The sequence below is a fragment of the Priestia sp. P5 genome (assembly GCF_029522155.1).
Classification (GTDB): Bacteria; Bacillota; Bacilli; order Bacillales; family Bacillaceae_H; genus Priestia; species Priestia megaterium_E.
In genome coordinates, this window is record NZ_JAKWFJ010000001.1 from 481,615 (window position 1) to 499,035 (window position 17,421).

The window sequence follows — 17,421 nt, forward strand, 5'->3', positions numbered from 1 at the left end:
GTTCAGTAAGGCTGTAATTTTATGAATCTACTGCTCGTCTAAAATTTTTGCAGCGCGCACACAAGAGTCGAATTTTCCTTTATGATTTCCGTCGCAAAAGGGCATCTTTTGCGACTGGCCACATCGGCATAGTGAAAATGTCGGCTTTGTTTCAAATTTGTTGCCGTCTGCATCAATTAATTCAACGTCTCCAGTGACACGGAAAGAGCCGTTATCCATTACTTTAATTTGTACTTTTGACATAAAAAAACCTCCTTTTTGTACACATCTATATGAAGCGCCAGAGTTTAATGAAAGCGAGATGTGTATTATACTCATTATATAAGCAATTTTCGTTTGTTTATACAATTAGTTTAAAAGGAGTTAAAGGAAAATGAATATTACCTTTACTGATAAAGCGATAGCAAAAGTACAAGAAAAGTACGGTAAAGATTCTTCACTATATTTAAAATTAAAATACGATACGGATGGATGCGGCTGTGTTGTGAGCGGTGTAACGACGCTATGGATTGTTGATGAAAAAGAGAGCGATGATGTAACCATTGAGACGAATTTTGTTCCTGTTCTTGTCGAAAAAACAAAGCAAGTATTTTTAGATGATAATATGACGATTGACTATAATGAAAGTGCATATGCGTTTATGCTAAAATGTCCTTCTCAAATTTTAAATCCGCGCATGTCATTTATCGATAAAACAAAAGAAGCGCTTTAAAGCGCTTCTTTTTGTGTTTTTTCTAAGAATTCTTCAATAACATGTTCATATTCCACTGGATTATCAGCATACGAGCGGGCGTGAGTGCCTACAGGTGCTAAATACATCCGTTTTGCTCCCATTTTTTTAGCATGCAGCTGCTCCGTCATTTTAGGAAGAATATAGTCATCTTCTTTACTATGGATAAACAGAACAGGATGTTTGATTTGATCTACGACTGAAATGGGTGATACGTCTTTAAATGAGTAGCCTTCTCGCCATTTTAAAATCATATTAGCTGCTGGCATCACGAGCTGTTTAGGTAGGTGGAAATCTTGTTTTAAGCGATAGGCAAGAAGTTCTTCCAAATCAGAAAAAGGGCAGTCGACAATATAAAAATCAGCTCCGTCTTCCATTCCAGCATACAAAAGAGTGGTCGCAGCTCCCATAGACTCCCCGTGAATTCCAAGGGAAATAGTTGAACCGAATTGTTCTTTTACCCAGTGAACAACGGATTGAAGGTCCAGTTTTTCATAATAGCCGTAGCTCGTTGTTTTCCCTTCAGACTTGCCGTGGCGGCGATGATCATAAAGAACGACGTTCCATCCAAGCTTTAGAAAAAGCCGAGCATATTTCATAGAGTTCAGTGAATGAACTGTAACTCCGTGCGAAAGAATCATAAATCGGTTGTTTTCGTGTTGTTTAATAACGGTCCCAGCTATGTTATAGCCTAGAGAAGAAGGAAGCACAAATGCTTCTTTAGGAAGAGTGCTATAGACTTTCTCATCATAAAAGCCATCTTCTGTATCGCGGTCAATAATAACTTTGTCGGTCTTTTTACGGATGTACATCATTTGATTTGTAAAAAAGATGCCAAGAGCGGCAAATGCTCCGAAAACACTTCCTATTAATAATAGCCATTTTTTCATGATTAGCGGCTCCTTTTGTTAATATAGCTATTATTTATTATAGCATCGCTCTCATAAAAACCTAATTTTTAACGCTGTGCAAATAAAGAGTATTGCTTGCTTTCAATCGGTCTTGAAATGTGAGGAGCGATAAAAGCGACTGCTTCGAGCAGCTTTTCTTCATTAATAGAAGTGGAAATACCCATTTCATGAAGCATAAAGACGAGATCTTCTGTAGCTACGTTTCCCGTTGCTCCCTTAGCGAATGGACATCCACCTAACCCCCCAGCGGATGAATCGAACCTGTTAATACCGGCTTGCAGAGCTGCATAGATATTTGCAATGGCTAATCCTCTCGTATCGTGAAAGTGCGCAGCAAGTAGCGTGTGGGGAAAGTTTTGTTTTAATTTCGAGAAAAGTGAAAATACATCTTTAGGGTTTGCCATGCCAATTGTATCAGCAACGCTTAGCTCATTCACTCCAGCCTCCACAAAGCTTTCGCAAAGGGCCAGCACGTCGCGTTCATGTATTTTTCCTTCATACGGGCAATAAAAGGCGGTGGAAATGCAAGTTCGAATAAAATATTCTTGCTGCTTGAGCTGCTGAATGAGAGGAAGCAGCGTTTGTACAGCTTCTTTGGTGTTTTTGTTAATATTTTTTTGATTAAAAGTATCGCTTACGCCAATAAACAGCGCAACGGAGCGGCAATTAGCCTGCAGTGCTTTTTCCAAGCCTTTTTGGTTTGGCACAAGTACAATGTTTCGGCATGTATCAGACTGAAATGTATTTGCAACAGTAGAAGCATCTTTCATTTGAGGAACCCATTTTGGAGAAACAAAGGATGTAATTTCGATTTCGGATAGTCCAGCTTCTTTTAATTTTTTGATAAAATTAATTTTTTTTTCAGTTGGAACAAAATTTTTTTCATTTTGAAGTCCATCTCGTGGACCAACTTCTATAATTGTTACTTTTTCAGGAAATCCCATAAACCGCTCTCCTCCTATATTGTAAACGCTTACTAATATTCATTTTAATTCTAAAAAATTAAAATTCAATAAAAATTATAAATTTTTACAAAAAAAGAGGAATTTCGCAAGCGATGTCGAAATTAATACAGGTGACAGTTAATCACAGTAATCAAACAGTAAGGAGAGGTTTTCGACATGGGTCAAACAGAAGTAGTCATTGTAAGCGCTGTACGTACAGCAATCGGCAGCTTTGGGGGAAGCTTACAAAATGTATCCGCAACAACTTTAGGTGGTACTGTAATTAAAGAAGCTTTAAACAAAGTAGGGGTATCAGCAAACGAAGTAGATGAAGTTATCATGGGAAATGTCCTACAAGCAGGTTTAGGACAAAATCCAGCACGACAAGCAACTTTAGCAGCAGGTTTACCTGAAACTGTTTCAGCATTAACCATCAATAAAGTATGCGGATCAGGACTAAAAGCAGTACATCTCGCTACACAAGCGATTCTTGCTGGGGATGCTGATGTGATTGTTGCTGGTGGAATGGAAAACATGAGCCAAGCACCATACTTATTAAAAAATGCACGCAACGGGTTTAAAATGGGCGACCAAAAAGTAGTTGACAGCATGATTCAAGATGGATTATGGTGTGCATTTAACGACTACCATATGGGCGTTACAGCTGAAAATCTGTGTGATAAATATGAAATTACTCGTGACGAACAAGATGCGTTTGCAGCTTCAAGTCAGCAAAAAGCAGAAGCAGCTATTCAATCTGGTCGTTTCAAAGATGAAATCGTGCCAGTAGAAGTGCCTGGAAGAAAAGGTCAAGTAACTATTTTTGAACAAGATGAGTTCCCACGTGCAGGCACAACGGCTGAAAGCTTAGGGAAACTACGTCCAGCCTTCAAAAAAGACGGTTCTGTAACAGCTGGTAATGCATCTGGTATCAATGACGGTGCAGCGGCGGTAGTGGTAATGAGCCGTAAAAAAGCAGACGAGTTAGGCCTAACACCATTAGTGTCTATTAAAGCTAATGCAACTGCCGGAGTAGACCCAAGCATTATGGGAATCGGTCCTGTAAGCGCAGTGAAAAAGGCGCTGGAAAAAGCTGCTGTTTCATTAGAAGATGTTCAATTAGTAGAAGCAAACGAAGCATTCGCTGCACAGTCAATCGCTGTGGATCGTGAACTTCAATTTAATCATGATATTTTAAATGTAAACGGTGGAGCAATTGCGCTTGGACATCCTATTGGTGCAAGTGGTACACGTGTCCTAGTTTCACTTATTCATGAAATGCAAAAACGCGACGCAAAACTTGGGTTAGCAACGTTATGTATTGGCGGAGGCCAAGGCGTTGCAACAATCGTTGAACGTCCTTAATTTGATATAGTTTTAACAAACATTAAAGCTATATCACAACGCCACAGATTCCAAACATACAGCTTTGGAACTCGTGGCGTTTTTGTTTTTCCTTTAATTTGTCTAGTAATATAACTTTTTTGACAAAAAAATGATTAAATTATAATTTTCAGTTATATATATATTTAAAAAGAAATAAAAATCTTTTATAATGGATTAGAAAGCGTTTTCAAAAATAACGAAGGGGTGGTTATGTATGAAACAAGTACATACGTCGTTTAAAGAAGCGGTGAAAGATATTCACGACGGTGCTACGATTATGGTCGGTGGTTTTGGTTTATGTGGAATTCCGGAGAATTTGATTTTAGCGTTAGTTGAAACAGGGGTAAAAGATTTAACCGTAATTTCAAATAACTGCGGCGTAGACGACTGGGGACTTGGACTGCTTCTGAAAAACAAACAAATTAAAAAGATGGTTGGTTCTTACGTGGGAGAAAATAAAGAGTTTGAAAGACAAGTATTGTCAGGAGAAATTGAAGTAGAATTGCTACCTCAAGGCACGCTAGCTGAAAAGATTCGCGCCGGCGGAGCGGGCATACCTGCATTTTATACACCAGCGGGAGTGGGAACACCCATTGCTGAAGGAAAAGAAGTTCGCGTGTTTGAAGGAAAAGAATATTTACTAGAAGAGGCGTTAAAAGCTGATTTTAGTTTGGTTAGAGCTTGGAAAGCCGATCATATGGGGAACTTAGTGTATAACAAGACAGCGCGCAATTTTAGCCCAATGATTGCAGCAGCAGGAAAAGTGACGATAGCAGAAGTAGAGGAACTTCATCCAACAGGTTCACTTGATCCAAATATTATCCACACACCTAGTGTATATGTTCAATCGTTAATTATTGGTGAACAAGAAAAACGTATTGAGCGTTTAACCGTTCAAAAATAACAAAAGGGGAGAGATTTTTCATGATTGAAAACGGCGTGAACGTGAGAGAGCGAATTGCAAAACGTGCTGAAAAAGAAATTTTGGACGGATTTTATGTAAACCTTGGAATTGGTATTCCAACGCTTGTGGCTAATCATATCTCAGATAATAAAACGGTGGTGCTTCAGTCCGAAAACGGTCTGTTAGGCATTGGACCATATCCGAAAGAAGGAGAAGTAGATCCTGATTTAATTAATGCAGGCAAAGAAACCGTAACGGCGACAAAAGGGGCTTCTTACTTCGACAGTGCTGAATCGTTTGGCATGATTCGCGGAGGGCATATTAATATTGCGATTTTAGGAGGCATGGAAGTCTCAAAAACTGGTGACTTAGCTAACTGGATGATTCCTGGAAAAATGATTAAAGGAATGGGCGGTGCAATGGATTTAGTTCATGGAGCGCAGCGCATCATTGTTATTATGGAACATGTGACGAGAAAAGACCAACCTAAAATCTTAAATGAGTGCACCCTCCCTCTGACAGGAAAAGGGGTAGTAGATCGTATTATTACAGATCGAGCGGTCATTGACATTACGGCAGAAGGCCTAAAGCTTGTTGAAGTAGCGAAAGGCTATACGGTAGAAGATATTCAACAGTCTACAGAGCCAATTTTAATCATTGATGAACATGTAAAACTAGATGCATTTTGATTTTTGGTAACAAAAGCAAGAATATGATACAATATCTCTCAATTAAAGTAGCGGGGGAATTGTGATGGCTAAAAAAAAGCAAAAACAATCAGCACAAAAACAAAATGATCAGCTCAGTATCAAAGATCAGCTAAATGATAGCTTATTAAAACAGCTTCAGGCTAAAAAACAGGCGCTTTCTTTAATAGAAGAAGAGCAGAAAGAAACAGAACGTAAAGAAGCTGCTCGAATTCGAAAAGAAAAAGAAAAAAATAAATCGTTTGAAGAACTGTTAAATGAAAGTGATATGAACTGGTCCGAATTTAAAAAATAAAAGCGCCGATAAAGGCGCTTTTATTTTTTAACGGTGAGCTTCGTATTGATTTGCTTTAAAGATCGATTGCAGCTTGCTAATTTCAGTGGGCTGAAGCGGGGAGGTCTCGACAGCTTTGACGTTTTCACGAAGCTGTGAAGAAGAGCTTGCTCCTGCTACAACCGAGGCTACCGTAGGATTAGCTAAACAGTATTGAAGTGCCGTTGAGTTTAGAGAGTGAGTTGGTCGTACGTGACGAAATTCTTCTATCGTTTTTGCTAATTCCGTACCGCTGTAATCTAAGTAGCCCTTGCGCTCAAATGCAGCAAGCTTTTGCTCTCCTTTGTCGGTTAGAAGCCCTTTGGCTACCGGACCTCTCGCTACAACGCTAATGCCGTTGTCATATAAAAGAGGAAGTGCACTTTCTTCAGGACGTCTGTCTAACAAGCTGTATTGCATCATGACGCTGACAATAGAAGAATTTTGCACATACTCTCGAATCACATTTGGGCGGATAGATGAAATACCATAGTAGCGAATGACGCCTTCTTGTTTTAATTCTTCAAATGCTTCAATCGTTTCCTCAATATTATCTTCAACGGTTCCTCCGTGCAGTTGATATAAATCGATGTAATCTGTTTGAAGACGGCGCAGGCTTTCTTTTACTTCGTCTTTTATGTAAGCTTTAGACGGATCCCATGTCCAGCTGTCTTTTGCATCATTCCAGCGATTCCCCACTTTTGTGGCTAAAATAATATCATTTCTGCGTTTTTTTAGGGCTTGTCCCACAAACTCCTCGTTTAAGCCAAAATCATATAAATCTGCTGTATCGAAATAGTTAATGCCATATTCGAGAGCTTCATCAATCATATTGACAGCGTGTTTTTGTTCCGTTCCAAGAGACATGCACCCTAAACCTAATGTACTGACAAGCAAGTCTGAAGTACCTAAGCGTCTTTTTTCCATATATGTCACTCCTTATTTTTTCCCTGTTTCTATCTATTGTAGCGCTATGATAGAGGGAAACTCAAATAAGAAGATTAAAAAACTGCAGCACAATTAGTGTCTGCAGTCTGCTTGTTTGTAAGAATTGAAATTTTGAGAGATAGCGTTCGTCCACTCATCAACATACTGAAATTGTTCACCGTATTCTTTTAACTTTTGCTTGATTTCCCATGCTTTACCGACCAAAATGATTTGCTTCTCGTGAACATAAACTTTCATTTTTTCTACCTCCCAAGATTCGTATGATAGAATATATGTAAGAGTCAAAAAAATAGAACGAGGTGTAGAAAATGGATCATTTAACAGAAAAAATGCTGTCTTCTGAAAAGCTGTTTGGAGGCAGAGTGATTGATTTGTACTTAGAAGAAGTAGAGCTTCCAAACGGAAAAACGAGTACAAGAGAAGTAGTTAAGCACCCTGGAGCCGTAGCTGTCATTGCATTAACAAGTGATCATAAAATGGTTATGGTCAAACAGTATCGCAGGCCGATGGATCGTATTTTAGTCGAAATTCCAGCCGGCAAGCTAGAAAAAGGAGAAGAGCCGATTGTGACGGCAAAACGTGAGTTAGAAGAAGAAACGGGCTATACGACAGATTCGCTTAGCCATATTATTTCTTTTTATACATCACCAGGTTTTGCGGATGAGTTGGTGCACCTTTATTTAGCGGAAGATTTAAAAGTGATGACCACCAAAGCGGAATTAGACGAAGATGAATTTGTTGAAGTGATGGAAGTTACGGTAGATGAGGCGCTTACTCTTATTCAAAACAAGGAAATTTATGATGCAAAAACAGCCTATGCTGTGCAGTACTTACAGTTAAAAAGCGGCTTAGGAGAGTAAGAGAGTTTTTTCTTTTACATACGAACGGCAATCTAGCAATTTAGAGGTTTACATTGAAACGTCATTTGATGTGAGAAAAAACAGGCATGCGTGTATCTCTAGCTTAAAAAATGTGTGACAACCATATTTTAGTTGAAGGAACATCCGAACGATGAATAGAGATTCTTGATGGAGAATCAAATTCGTTCGGATTTTTTTTAGGTGATGGTGAATGTAGATTTCATTATGTCTCATTCTCTTTTTTTATTTGATAGATTCAAAAGATTCTTGGCATAGTTTTTGTACTCTATCATACACTCTATTAAGCGATTAATAGGAGGAAGACGATGAGAAAAAAACAATTGCCATTATCGTATGCAAGACATTTTCAAGAAAACAGTTCTATTTATTTGTTTGTGACCGTGCTGTTTTTAATGGGAATCATTTTTGGGGCTATTGTTGTAAATAGTTTGACGCTTGATCAAAAAGAAGACCTGTACTTCTATTTAAACCGGTTTTTTGGACAGGTAAAGAGCGGAGAAGTAGCAAGCAGCGTTGAAATGTTTCAGCAAAGTTTTTTTCATAATGTTAAATACTTAGGGCTCATTTGGATATTAGGAATTGCCATTATTGGTTTGCCTGTAGTGTTAATTCTGCTGTTTTTAAAAGGAATGGTGATTGGTTTTACCGTAGGCTTTTTAGTCAATCAAATGGGACTCTCTGGTTTTGCGCTATCTTTTGTATCGGTTATGCCGCAAAATATCTTTCTCATACCGGCATTTCTAATCTTGTCTGCAGCTTCAGTTGCCTTTTCTTTGAAGCTTGTGCGGCAGCAATTCTTTAAAAAAGCAGCGGAGCCAATTTCCGCATCCTTTTTACGCTATAGCGGCACGATGATTGCAATGATATGTTTGGTTGCCTGTGCGGCTACAGTTGAAGCCTACGTATCACCTACTTTAATGAAAAGTGTAATGGCTCTATTAAATAAGTAAGAATAAGTATTAAGTAAAAAGAATTCTTTTTTCTTATTAATAATAACTTTATTTTGACACCCTCGACACATCTGATATAATGGATTAGTGAATGGCGAGGGAGGGAATAATTATGGAAAGTCGAATTGAGCGAATTAAGCAGCAGTTGCACTCAGCTAGCTATAAATTGACACCTCAACGTGAGGCGACTGTAAGAGTACTTCTTGAACATGAAGAGGATCATTTAAGTGCCGAAGATGTATATCTCCTCGTCAAGGAAAAGTCTCCGGAAATTGGATTGGCAACTGTTTATCGTACGTTAGAATTGTTAACTGAACTTAAAATTGTTGATAAAATAAACTTTGGCGATGGCGTTTCTCGCTACGATTTAAGACAAGAAGGAGCCGCACACTTTCATCATCACCTTGTGTGTATGGAATGTGGATCTGTGGACGAAATTCAAGAAGATTTGCTTGAAGACGTTGAAGAAATTGTGGAAAAGCAATGGAATTTTAAAATTAAAGATCACCGCTTGACATTTCATGGCATTTGCCATCGCTGTCAGGATAAAGAAGACAAGCAGTAAAAGCCTTTTCCCTAATGGAGAAGGTTTTTTGTCGTACATACATAAAAAAATAACGAGGTTACAAGCTACATGGTTTTATAGAAAGAAAGGAAATGACCAGGAGAGAACTCAGCGTATAAAGGCAAGAAACATGTATAAAACCTGTCCCAATTGGCATATCTTCTAATAGAATCAAAAATTGGAGGAATTGTTTCATGAAATCATGGGCTGAAATGGTATATAATACATGTAAAGTATTTATCTTATTTACCGGGTTTACTCTTTTGTTTTATTTTGGAATGATCTGGGTATCTCAAGAGTATCAAAATTATAAACGTTATGATGAGCCGTCGGGTTCAGCAGTTAAGGTCATGCAAGCAAGTGTGAACAAAGACCAGACGTGGCTGGAGCGTTTATTTATGTTTTATCAAAACGGGGAGTAGAGGCTATTGAATGATCAAATTCAAGATTTTATTCATTATTTAGTAGTAGAGCGGGGACTGGCGAAAAATACGATTGATTCATATGAACGAGATTTAAAAAAGTATGCTCAATATTTAGAGCATGTAGAGCAGCTGAAATCATTTAATGAAGTAACAAGACTCCACATCGTTAATTTTCTGAAATATTTAAGTGATCAGCAAAAGTCATCTAAAACGATTGCGAGACATGTGGCTTCAACTAGATCTTTTCATCAATTCTTATTAAGAGAAAAAGCAGCGGATACAGATCCATCCGTTCATATTGATACTCCGCAGCTTGAGCGCAAGCTGCCAAAAGTGCTAAATGCAGAGGAAGTAGAGGCGCTGTTAAATGTGTTTGATACTTCGACGCCTTTTGGCATACGGGACAAAGCGATGCTTGAGTTGCTTTATGCTACTGGAATTCGTGTATCTGAACTCGTTAACTTAAATATTGATGATGCACATTTGACGATGGGATTTATTCGTTGTATCGGAAAAGGGAATAAAGAAAGAATTGTCCCTATCGGAAGGTTGGCAACGGAGGCGATTGAAGAGTATCTACAGCGTAGCCGGAGTGTTTTAACAAAGCAAAAGGAACAGGATAAAGCACTCTTTGTTAATCATCACGGAAGGCGTTTAACAAGGCAGGGGTTTTGGAAAATATTAAAAAAGTTAGCTTCTGAAGCAAAAATTGAAAAAGAATTAACTCCGCATACGTTACGACATTCGTTTGCTACTCATTTGTTAGAGAACGGCGCGGACTTGAGAGCCGTTCAAGAAATGCTCGGGCATGCGGATATTTCGACCACTCAAATTTATACACATGTCACAAAAGCACGTTTAAAAGATGTATACAATCAGTTTCATCCGCGAGCGTAGGAAGATTCCAATGTCCAATGAGTTCATAGACATTGGTTTTTTTGATTGAAAACACTTTCATTCATGTGTACAAAAAAATAAAAAGCGTCTATACTAATAGAGAGGTCAGACTTCTGACCAATAAGAGAAGATGGTTAAATTATTTCCAAACGGGAATTTTATAGAGAATAAATAAATTGATATTTGGAGGGAATAAAATGGCGCATACATATAAACGCGTATTTTTAATTGTCATGGATTCAGTGGGTATCGGTGAATCACCGGATGCTGAAAAATACAATGATAAAGGTGCTGATACGTTTGGTCATATTGCAGAACACTGTAACGGTCTTCATATGCCCAATATGGCTAAGCTTGGCCTAAGCAATATCCGTGAAATTAAAGGAATCGATAAAGCCGAAAAACCGTTGGCTTACTATACAAAAATGCAGGAAGCTTCGGCAGGAAAAGATACAATGACAGGTCATTGGGAAATTATGGGTCTTAATATTGATACGCCTTTTAATGTATTTCCAGATGGATTTCCAGAAGAGCTGATTTCACAACTAGAAGAAAAAACAGGTCGAAAAATCATTGGGAACAAACCAGCGTCTGGTACAGAAATTTTGGATGAGCTAGGAAAACAGCATATGGAAACAGGTGACTTAATCGTCTATACATCAGCGGATTCTGTTTTGCAAATTGCTGCTCATGAAGAAATTGTTCCAATTGATGAATTGTACAAAATTTGTGAGATTGCTCGTGAATTAACGCTTGATGATCCATATATGATTGGACGTGTTATCGCTCGCCCGTTTTTAGGTGAACCAGGTAACTTTACACGTACATCCAATCGTCATGACTATGCATTAAAGCCTTTTGGACGTACAGTAATGAATGAATTAAAAGACAATGACATCGATGTTATTGCTATCGGTAAAATTTCTGATATTTACGACGGAGAAGGGGTAACAAAATCTCTTCGTACCAAATCGAATATGGACGGCATGGATAAGCTAGTTGATACATTAAACATGGACTTCACAGGCTTAAGCTTCTTAAATTTAGTTGATTTTGATGCTCTCTATGGTCATCGCCGCGATCCACAAGGATATGGGCAAGCACTTGAAGAATATGATGCACGCTTAGAAGAAGTATTTGATTTATTAAAAGAAGATGATTTATTGATTATTACAGCGGATCATGGAAATGACCCTGTTCATCATGGGACAGACCATACGCGTGAATACGTGCCGCTTCTTGTGTACAATAAAGGCATGCAAGAAGGAAAAGAACTTTCTATTCGTCAAACGTTTGCAGATATTGGCGCAACGGTAGCAGAAAATTTTGGCGTAGCAATGCCTAAGCATGGAAAAAGTTTTTTAAAAGAGTTGAATTAAGCAGGGGGAATGGAGTATGAAAAAAGAGTATATTGAAAAAGCAGCAGCATATATTAAAAATCAATCAGCTGTTACACCAACAATTGGGCTTATTTTAGGTTCTGGACTAGGGGTATTAGCTGACGAAATTGAAGGCCCGGTAAAAATTCCGTATAACGACATTCCTGAGTTCCCGGTTTCAACAGTTGAAGGTCACGCAGGTCAATTAGTAATAGGTACCATTCATGACGTACCCGTTGTAGCTATGCAAGGACGTTTTCACTTTTATGAAGGGTACGCTCTTGATAAAGTAACATTTCCAGTGCGCGTAATGAAAGAAATCGGTGTAGAAACGTTGATTGTAACGAATGCAGCGGGCGGAGTAAACGAATCCTTTAATCCAGGAGACTTAATGATTATTTCTGATCATATTAATAATTTTGGAACCAATCCTTTGATTGGACCTAATGACTCTGATTTCGGAGTAAGGTTCCCGGATATGTCAACTGCTTACTGCAAGGATCTTCGTCAATTAGCGAAGAAAGTAGGAGCTGATTTAAATATCGCCTTACAAGAAGGTGTATATGTAGGAAATACAGGTCCAACATATGAAACGCCTGCTGAAGTGCGCATGCTTCGCATTATCGGGGGAGACGCGGTCGGTATGTCTACAGTGCCAGAAGTTATTGTGGCACGCCATGCAGGTATGAAAGTGCTAGGTATTTCTTGTATTTCTAATATGGCAGCTGGTATTTTAGATCAGCCGTTAAATCATGAAGAAGTAATTGAAACGACTGAAAAAGTAAAACAGCAGTTTTTATCGCTTGTAAAAGAAGTAGTAAAGCAGCTTCCAGCTTATCAAAAATAAGAAGAAAATATGACTTCAAGCATCGAGAATTTCTCGATGCTTTTTTTATTTCCCTTAGTATAAATCGATTATACCTTGGAAAAAATAGGTTGTATAAAGAATGGAGGTTTGTGGAGATGAAGCGAACTATTGTAAAGTTACTCGTTGTCATATTTTTATTTCCACTTATGACGCAACCTGTTTTAGCCGCAGAAAAAAAGAATTCCGAGCTTGCTGACAGTGCTAGGTCAGCTATTTTAATTGAACGGGATACAGGAAAAATTCTATACGAAAAAAATAGTAATCAAGAACTTCCCCCTGCCAGTATGACTAAAATTATGACAATGATTTTAATTATGGAGGCTTTGGATAAAGGGAAAATTACCTTAAAAGATAAAGTGCGAGCAAGTGAATATGCCGCTTCAATGGGAGGCTCACAAATCTTTTTAGAGCCCGGAGAAGAAATGACGGTAAATGATTTGCTAAAAGGGATTGCGATAGGTTCTGGTAACGATGCTTCTATGGCAATGGCTGAATATTTAGCTGGATCAGAAGAAAAATTTGTAGCAAAGATGAACCAAAAAGCGAAAGAGCTTGGTTTGACTCATACAAAATTTCAAAATCCGACAGGCCTGCCCGTAGAAAATCACTATAGTACAGCTCATGATATGGCCATGATGGGCAGAGAGCTGCTAAAGTATGAAAAAATTATTAACTATACAAGTAAATACGAAGCTTATTTGCGCACGGATACAGATAAGAAGTTTTGGTTAGTAAATACAAATCGCTTAGTGAAGTTTTATCCCGGTGTTGATGGACTCAAAACGGGATTTACAGGTCAAGCTAAGTATTGCCTAACAGCTACCGCTAAAAAGGGAAATATGCGTGTGTTAGCCGTTGTATTCGGTGCAAGCACGCCAAAAGATCGCAATAATCAAGTAACCAAAATGTTAGACTACGCATTCAGTCAATATACAACGAAGCCTTTATACAAAAAAGGAGACGTTATTACCAAGATAGATGTAAACAAGGGTAGCGAAGATCAAGTAACAGCTGTTACGTCCGAGCCTATTTCTGTTTTATTGAAAAAAGGAAATGCAGCCAAAGACGTTAAAACAGAAGTGAAAATGAACGAGAAGCTAAATGCGCCTATTCAAAAAGGAGACAAAATTGGAATGTTGACCATTAAGAAGGATAACAAAGTAGTTAGTTCTTCACCGCTTCTTGCAAAAGAAGATATCGATGCTGCTTCTTGGTGGAAGATATTCAAACGTACATTCTCTATTTTCTCTCAAACATCTTAAACAGCTAAATGTGACGAAATAGAACTAGTTTTGTCGGTGAGAAGGATTCTATTCTGTCGGCAGCGAAAGACTGACTATAAGATTTCCGAGGAGGTTTGTATAGTGAGTCTTTCGATTGAATTGGAATTCAAACAAGATGTCTTGTTGGTTCGATTAACAGGAGAATTAGATCATCATACGGCAGAAGAGCTAAGAAGCAAAATCACCGAAGCGATAGAGAAGGAATCTATCAGCCATTTGATTTTAAATTTACAGCATTTAACCTTTATGGACAGCTCTGGCTTAGGGGTTATTTTAGGGAGATACAAACAGGTTCATAATAACGGCGGGGAAATGGTTGTATGCGCTATTTCTCCTGCCGTAGAACGTTTGTTTAATATGTCAGGTTTATTTAAAATTATTCGTTTTGAACCTAATGAAGAAAACGCGCTTCAAAAATTGGGGGTGGCATAATGAAAAATCAAATGAACCTCCAATTTTCCGCGCTTAGTCAAAACGAATCGTTTGCCCGCGTCACGGTAGCATCATTTATTACGCAGTTAGATCCAACAATGGATGAGTTAACAGAAATTAAAACAGTCGTATCTGAAGCAGTAACAAATGCTATTATTCACGGCTACGAGAGCAATCCGGATGGTGTGGTATACATTTCTGTGACGCTTCATGAAGATGGTGTAGTCGAGCTGATGATTCGTGATGAAGGAATTGGTATCGATAACGTGGATGAAGCCAAACAGCCTTTATACACAACGAAACCAGATCTAGAACGTTCTGGAATGGGTTTCACCATAATGGAAAACTTTATGGACGAAATTCGAGTGGAGTCAACTGTATTAGAAGGTACGACCTTATATTTAAAAAAGCACTTAACAAATAGTAAAGCGCTATGTAATTAAGGAGACTTGCCAATGGATGTGGAGGTCAAAAAAAATAAAAACGAACCGTATTTAAAGGATCATGAAGTTAAAGACCTCATCAAGCGCAGTCAGCAAGGTGATCAAATTGCACGAGATACAATCGTCCAAAAAAATATGCGGCTCGTTTGGTCGGTTGTTCAACGTTTTATTAACCGTGGTTATGAGCCAGATGATTTATTTCAAATTGGATGTATAGGGCTATTAAAGTCCGTTGATAAATTTGACTTATCGTATGATGTTAAATTTTCAACATATGCTGTTCCAATGATTATTGGTGAAATTCAGCGATTTATTCGTGATGACGGAACGGTAAAGGTTAGCCGTTCTCTGAAAGAAATGAGCAATAAAATACGTAAAGCAAAAGACGAGCTTTCCAAATTACTTGGACGCGTTCCTACAGTCGCTGAGGTTGCAGAACATTTGGATCTCACTCCTGAAGAAGTAGTGCTAGCTCAAGAAGCTAATCGTGCTCCTTCGTCTATTCACGAGACCGTCTATGAAAATGATGGAGATCCAATTACCCTTCTTGACCAAATTGCTGATCATACAGAAGCGAAGTGGTTTGATAAAATTGCCTTAAAAGAAGCGATTGAAGAACTTGATGAGCGTGAAAAGCTCATTGTCTATTTGAGGTATTACAAAGATCAAACTCAGTCCGAAGTGGCCGCAAGGCTGGGAATTTCTCAGGTTCAGGTATCGAGGCTTGAGAAGAAAATCTTAAAACAAATGAAGCTGCATATGAATGATACGTAATACTTAATAAGCAATCCGTTTTGCTATTCAAAGAAGAATAGTGAAACGGATTGCTTTTTTTATTTGGTAATTAATGGTCTGTTCAGAAACGTGAATTAGAAAATTTAAGAAAATCCATACTACACGTACAGGGAGATAATGAATCGTAAGGTGTGATATGAGTGGAAAACGTTCTTTATCTTAAAATGAGACATCGTATTCAAGTAAAACCTGATGAGGCTGTAAATATTGGACAATTAGCAATGGTTATAGCAGGAGATTCTGTTCAAAAGCAAATTGAAAAGCTAGTTGTATATCAAGTAAGTATGAGTGATCGAAATATTATCATTGTTGATTTAATGAAGGTAATTGAAAAAGTTGCCTCTCGGTATCCGCATTTGGACATTCAGACGATTGGACCCGCTCAAACGATTGTAGAGGTCGTGTATAAAAAGAAACAATATTCCTTTTTGTTTTTTCTAGCTGTTTGGTTTCTTCTTTTCATCGGAGCTGCTTTAGCAATTATGAACTTTCACGAAGATGTGAGTATGAGACAAGTACATCAAAAATTGTTCTACATGCTGACCGGTCTAAGAGATAAGCAGCCTTTGCTGATTCAAGTGCCTTACTCTATCGGTTTAGGCCTGGGAATGATTCTGTTTTTTAATCATGTCTTTAGAAAACGAATTAATGAAGAGCCTAGTCCTCTCGAAGTCGAAATGTTTAATTACCAGCAAGACTTAGATCAATACGTCATTATGCACGAGAATAAAGAAAGTATGAAAAAAATTGATGATCATTAACATTGTGATGACCATTGTAATTGGACTTGCGGGAGGACTGGCTGCAGGTGCTGGGTTTGTAGCATTTTTAACGGTGCTGGGCATTATTCCGCGTTTGATGCAGCTGACCAAAACCATGAAATATATTCAAGCGTATGAATGGGGAGTGGTGGGTGGTGCTGTTACAGGCGGGTGGTGCAGTCTTCATCAATACACATGGCAGTTTCCTGCGGTGCTTATTATGATCATAGGTCTAACGAGCGGTATTTTTATTGGAATGCTGGCAGCAGCGTTAACAGAAGTGCTTAATGTATTGCCGACGTTAACGAAACGAATAGGGATGGAAGGCAAACTTATTTTATTGTTAATGGCCATTGTACTAGGCAAAGTATGCGGATCATTATTTCATTGGATTTATTTTGTTAATCAATAAGAAAAGGATGTATGTAACATGGCAAATAATCAAAAATTAAAAGATAACTATCAAGAAAGCATTAAACCATTTCAGCCTAAACCTTCATATGTGGCAAATTGCATCAAAGCCTTTTTGGTAGGGGGAATCATTTGTACATTAGGACAGGCAATTCAAAATTTCTATATTGCATTTTTTGACTTTAATGAAAAAAATGCAGGTAATCCTACCGTTGCAACCCTTATTTTAATATCTGCGCTTTTAACGGGGTTTGGGATATACGATCGTATTGGTCAATTCGCAGGTGCAGGTTCAGCTGTTCCTGTTACGGGTTTTGCCAATTCCATGACGAGTGCAGCGCTTGAACATCGAAGTGAAGGGATTGTTCTTGGAATTGCGACGAACATGTTCAAACTGGCCGGAAACGTCATTGTATTTGGAACGGTTTCGGCTTACGTTGTAGGAATCATTCGCTACCTTTTTAAAACTTATTTGCTATGAAAAGAGG

24 protein-coding genes are annotated in these 17,421 nt (G+C 38.2%); 19 read left to right on the forward strand and 5 right to left on the reverse strand.

Features of this window, described 5'->3' with window-relative positions; translation table 11 throughout:
* Positions 1-27 precede the first annotated feature (27 nt).
* Positions 28-243 (reverse strand): CDGSH iron-sulfur domain-containing protein, encoded by a 216-nt coding sequence (locus tag MMB69_RS02470; protein WP_013059094.1) that lies wholly within the window; start codon positions 241-243, stop codon positions 28-30.
* A 130-nt stretch (positions 244-373) separates the two neighbouring features.
* Here MMB69_RS02470 and MMB69_RS02475 point away from each other — a divergent pair, with 130 nt between their 5' ends.
* Positions 374-712 carry an iron-sulfur cluster biosynthesis family protein gene (locus MMB69_RS02475; RefSeq protein WP_028410692.1) on the forward strand — a complete coding sequence of 113 codons (339 nt, stop codon included), beginning with the start codon at positions 374-376 and terminating at the stop codon, positions 710-712.
* On the opposite strand, the gene MMB69_RS02480 is transcribed toward MMB69_RS02475, so the two are convergent.
* Both MMB69_RS02480 and MMB69_RS02485 read right to left on the reverse strand, forming a co-directional pair.
* Entirely contained in the window at positions 709-1,620 is a 912-nt protein-coding gene (locus MMB69_RS02480) for an alpha/beta hydrolase (RefSeq protein ID WP_221784542.1), read from the reverse strand. The genes MMB69_RS02475 and MMB69_RS02480 overlap by 4 nt on opposite strands.
* A 68-nt stretch (positions 1,621-1,688) precedes the next feature.
* Positions 1,689-2,585, reverse strand: a complete 897-nt coding sequence (locus MMB69_RS02485; RefSeq protein ID WP_221784541.1) for a hydroxymethylglutaryl-CoA lyase — start codon at positions 2,583-2,585, stop codon at positions 1,689-1,691.
* 177 nt (positions 2,586-2,762) lie between these two features.
* On the opposite strand from MMB69_RS02485, the gene MMB69_RS02490 reads away from it, so the two are divergent.
* From MMB69_RS02490 to MMB69_RS02505, 4 genes are all read left to right on the forward strand, one after another.
* A complete protein-coding gene (locus tag MMB69_RS02490) occupies positions 2,763-3,950 on the forward strand; it encodes an acetyl-CoA C-acetyltransferase (RefSeq protein ID WP_013059090.1) in 1,188 nt (395 codons plus the stop codon).
* 235 nt (positions 3,951-4,185) lie between these two features.
* Positions 4,186-4,875 (forward strand): CoA transferase subunit A, encoded by a 690-nt coding sequence (locus MMB69_RS02495; RefSeq protein WP_221784540.1) that lies wholly within the window; start codon positions 4,186-4,188, stop codon positions 4,873-4,875.
* Positions 4,876-4,895: 20 nt separating this feature from the next.
* Complete coding sequence (locus MMB69_RS02500; protein ID WP_221812657.1) at positions 4,896-5,564, forward strand: 3-oxoacid CoA-transferase subunit B; 669 nt, start codon at positions 4,896-4,898, stop codon at positions 5,562-5,564.
* Positions 5,565-5,628: 64 nt separating this feature from the next.
* Entirely contained in the window at positions 5,629-5,877 is a 249-nt protein-coding gene (locus MMB69_RS02505) for a YqkE family protein (RefSeq protein ID WP_221812656.1), read from the forward strand.
* 27 nt (positions 5,878-5,904) lie between these two features.
* Here MMB69_RS02505 and MMB69_RS02510 read toward each other — a convergent pair whose 3' ends face one another.
* Positions 5,905-6,822 carry an aldo/keto reductase gene (locus tag MMB69_RS02510; protein ID WP_221812655.1) on the reverse strand — a complete coding sequence of 306 codons (918 nt, stop codon included), beginning with the start codon at positions 6,820-6,822 and terminating at the stop codon, positions 5,905-5,907.
* 93 nt (positions 6,823-6,915) lie between these two features.
* Entirely contained in the window at positions 6,916-7,080 is a 165-nt protein-coding gene (gene mciZ / locus MMB69_RS02515; RefSeq protein ID WP_013059085.1) for a Z-ring formation inhibitor MciZ, read from the reverse strand.
* 71 nt (positions 7,081-7,151) lie between these two features.
* On the opposite strand from mciZ, the gene MMB69_RS02520 reads away from it, so the two are divergent.
* The 14 genes from MMB69_RS02520 (at position 7,152) to spoVAC (ending at position 17,414) form a co-directional block, all read left to right on the forward strand.
* The gene (locus MMB69_RS02520) at positions 7,152-7,703 is read left to right on the forward strand and encodes an NUDIX hydrolase (protein WP_013059084.1); all 552 of its coding nucleotides are present in this window, start codon (positions 7,152-7,154) and stop codon (positions 7,701-7,703) included.
* A gap of 326 nt (positions 7,704-8,029) precedes the next feature.
* On the forward strand, positions 8,030-8,674 hold the full coding sequence (gene spoIIM / locus MMB69_RS02525; protein WP_025750451.1) for a stage II sporulation protein M: 645 nt from the start codon (positions 8,030-8,032) through the stop codon (positions 8,672-8,674).
* A gap of 112 nt (positions 8,675-8,786) precedes the next feature.
* On the forward strand, positions 8,787-9,239 hold the full coding sequence (gene fur, locus MMB69_RS02530; protein ID WP_013059082.1) for a ferric iron uptake transcriptional regulator: 453 nt from the start codon (positions 8,787-8,789) through the stop codon (positions 9,237-9,239).
* Positions 9,240-9,433: 194 nt separating this feature from the next.
* Complete coding sequence (locus MMB69_RS02535; RefSeq protein ID WP_013059081.1) at positions 9,434-9,661, forward strand: YqzK family protein; 228 nt, start codon at positions 9,434-9,436, stop codon at positions 9,659-9,661.
* Positions 9,662-9,667: 6 nt separating this feature from the next.
* Complete coding sequence (gene xerD, locus MMB69_RS02540) at positions 9,668-10,561, forward strand: site-specific tyrosine recombinase XerD (protein ID WP_014458295.1); 894 nt, start codon at positions 9,668-9,670, stop codon at positions 10,559-10,561.
* 197 nt (positions 10,562-10,758) lie between these two features.
* Entirely contained in the window at positions 10,759-11,940 is a 1,182-nt protein-coding gene (gene deoB / locus MMB69_RS02545) for a phosphopentomutase (RefSeq protein ID WP_025750449.1), read from the forward strand.
* A 16-nt stretch (positions 11,941-11,956) separates the two neighbouring features.
* On the forward strand, positions 11,957-12,787 hold the full coding sequence (locus MMB69_RS02550; protein ID WP_221812654.1) for a purine-nucleoside phosphorylase: 831 nt from the start codon (positions 11,957-11,959) through the stop codon (positions 12,785-12,787).
* A gap of 116 nt (positions 12,788-12,903) precedes the next feature.
* The gene (locus MMB69_RS02555) at positions 12,904-14,070 is read left to right on the forward strand and encodes a D-alanyl-D-alanine carboxypeptidase family protein (RefSeq protein WP_025750447.1); all 1,167 of its coding nucleotides are present in this window, start codon (positions 12,904-12,906) and stop codon (positions 14,068-14,070) included.
* Positions 14,071-14,172: 102 nt separating this feature from the next.
* A complete protein-coding gene (spoIIAA, locus tag MMB69_RS02560; RefSeq protein WP_013084936.1) occupies positions 14,173-14,523 on the forward strand; it encodes an anti-sigma F factor antagonist in 351 nt (116 codons plus the stop codon).
* Positions 14,523-14,966, forward strand: coding sequence for an anti-sigma F factor (gene spoIIAB, locus MMB69_RS02565; RefSeq protein ID WP_013084935.1), 444 nt, complete (start codon positions 14,523-14,525; stop codon positions 14,964-14,966). Before spoIIAA ends, spoIIAB begins: the two co-directional genes overlap by 1 nt.
* A gap of 12 nt (positions 14,967-14,978) precedes the next feature.
* Complete coding sequence (gene sigF / locus MMB69_RS02570) at positions 14,979-15,740, forward strand: RNA polymerase sporulation sigma factor SigF (protein WP_013059074.1); 762 nt, start codon at positions 14,979-14,981, stop codon at positions 15,738-15,740.
* Positions 15,741-15,901: 161 nt separating this feature from the next.
* Complete coding sequence (locus MMB69_RS02575) at positions 15,902-16,522, forward strand: stage V sporulation protein AA (protein ID WP_043976321.1); 621 nt, start codon at positions 15,902-15,904, stop codon at positions 16,520-16,522.
* Positions 16,512-16,934 (forward strand): stage V sporulation protein AB, encoded by a 423-nt coding sequence (locus tag MMB69_RS02580; protein ID WP_014458301.1) that lies wholly within the window; start codon positions 16,512-16,514, stop codon positions 16,932-16,934. The genes MMB69_RS02575 and MMB69_RS02580 overlap by 11 nt, the downstream gene beginning before the upstream one ends.
* A gap of 18 nt (positions 16,935-16,952) precedes the next feature.
* Positions 16,953-17,414: a stage V sporulation protein AC gene (gene spoVAC, locus MMB69_RS02585; RefSeq protein ID WP_221784535.1), complete on the forward strand. Its 462-nt coding sequence runs from the start codon at positions 16,953-16,955 to the stop codon at positions 17,412-17,414.
* Positions 17,415-17,421 lie beyond the last annotated feature (7 nt).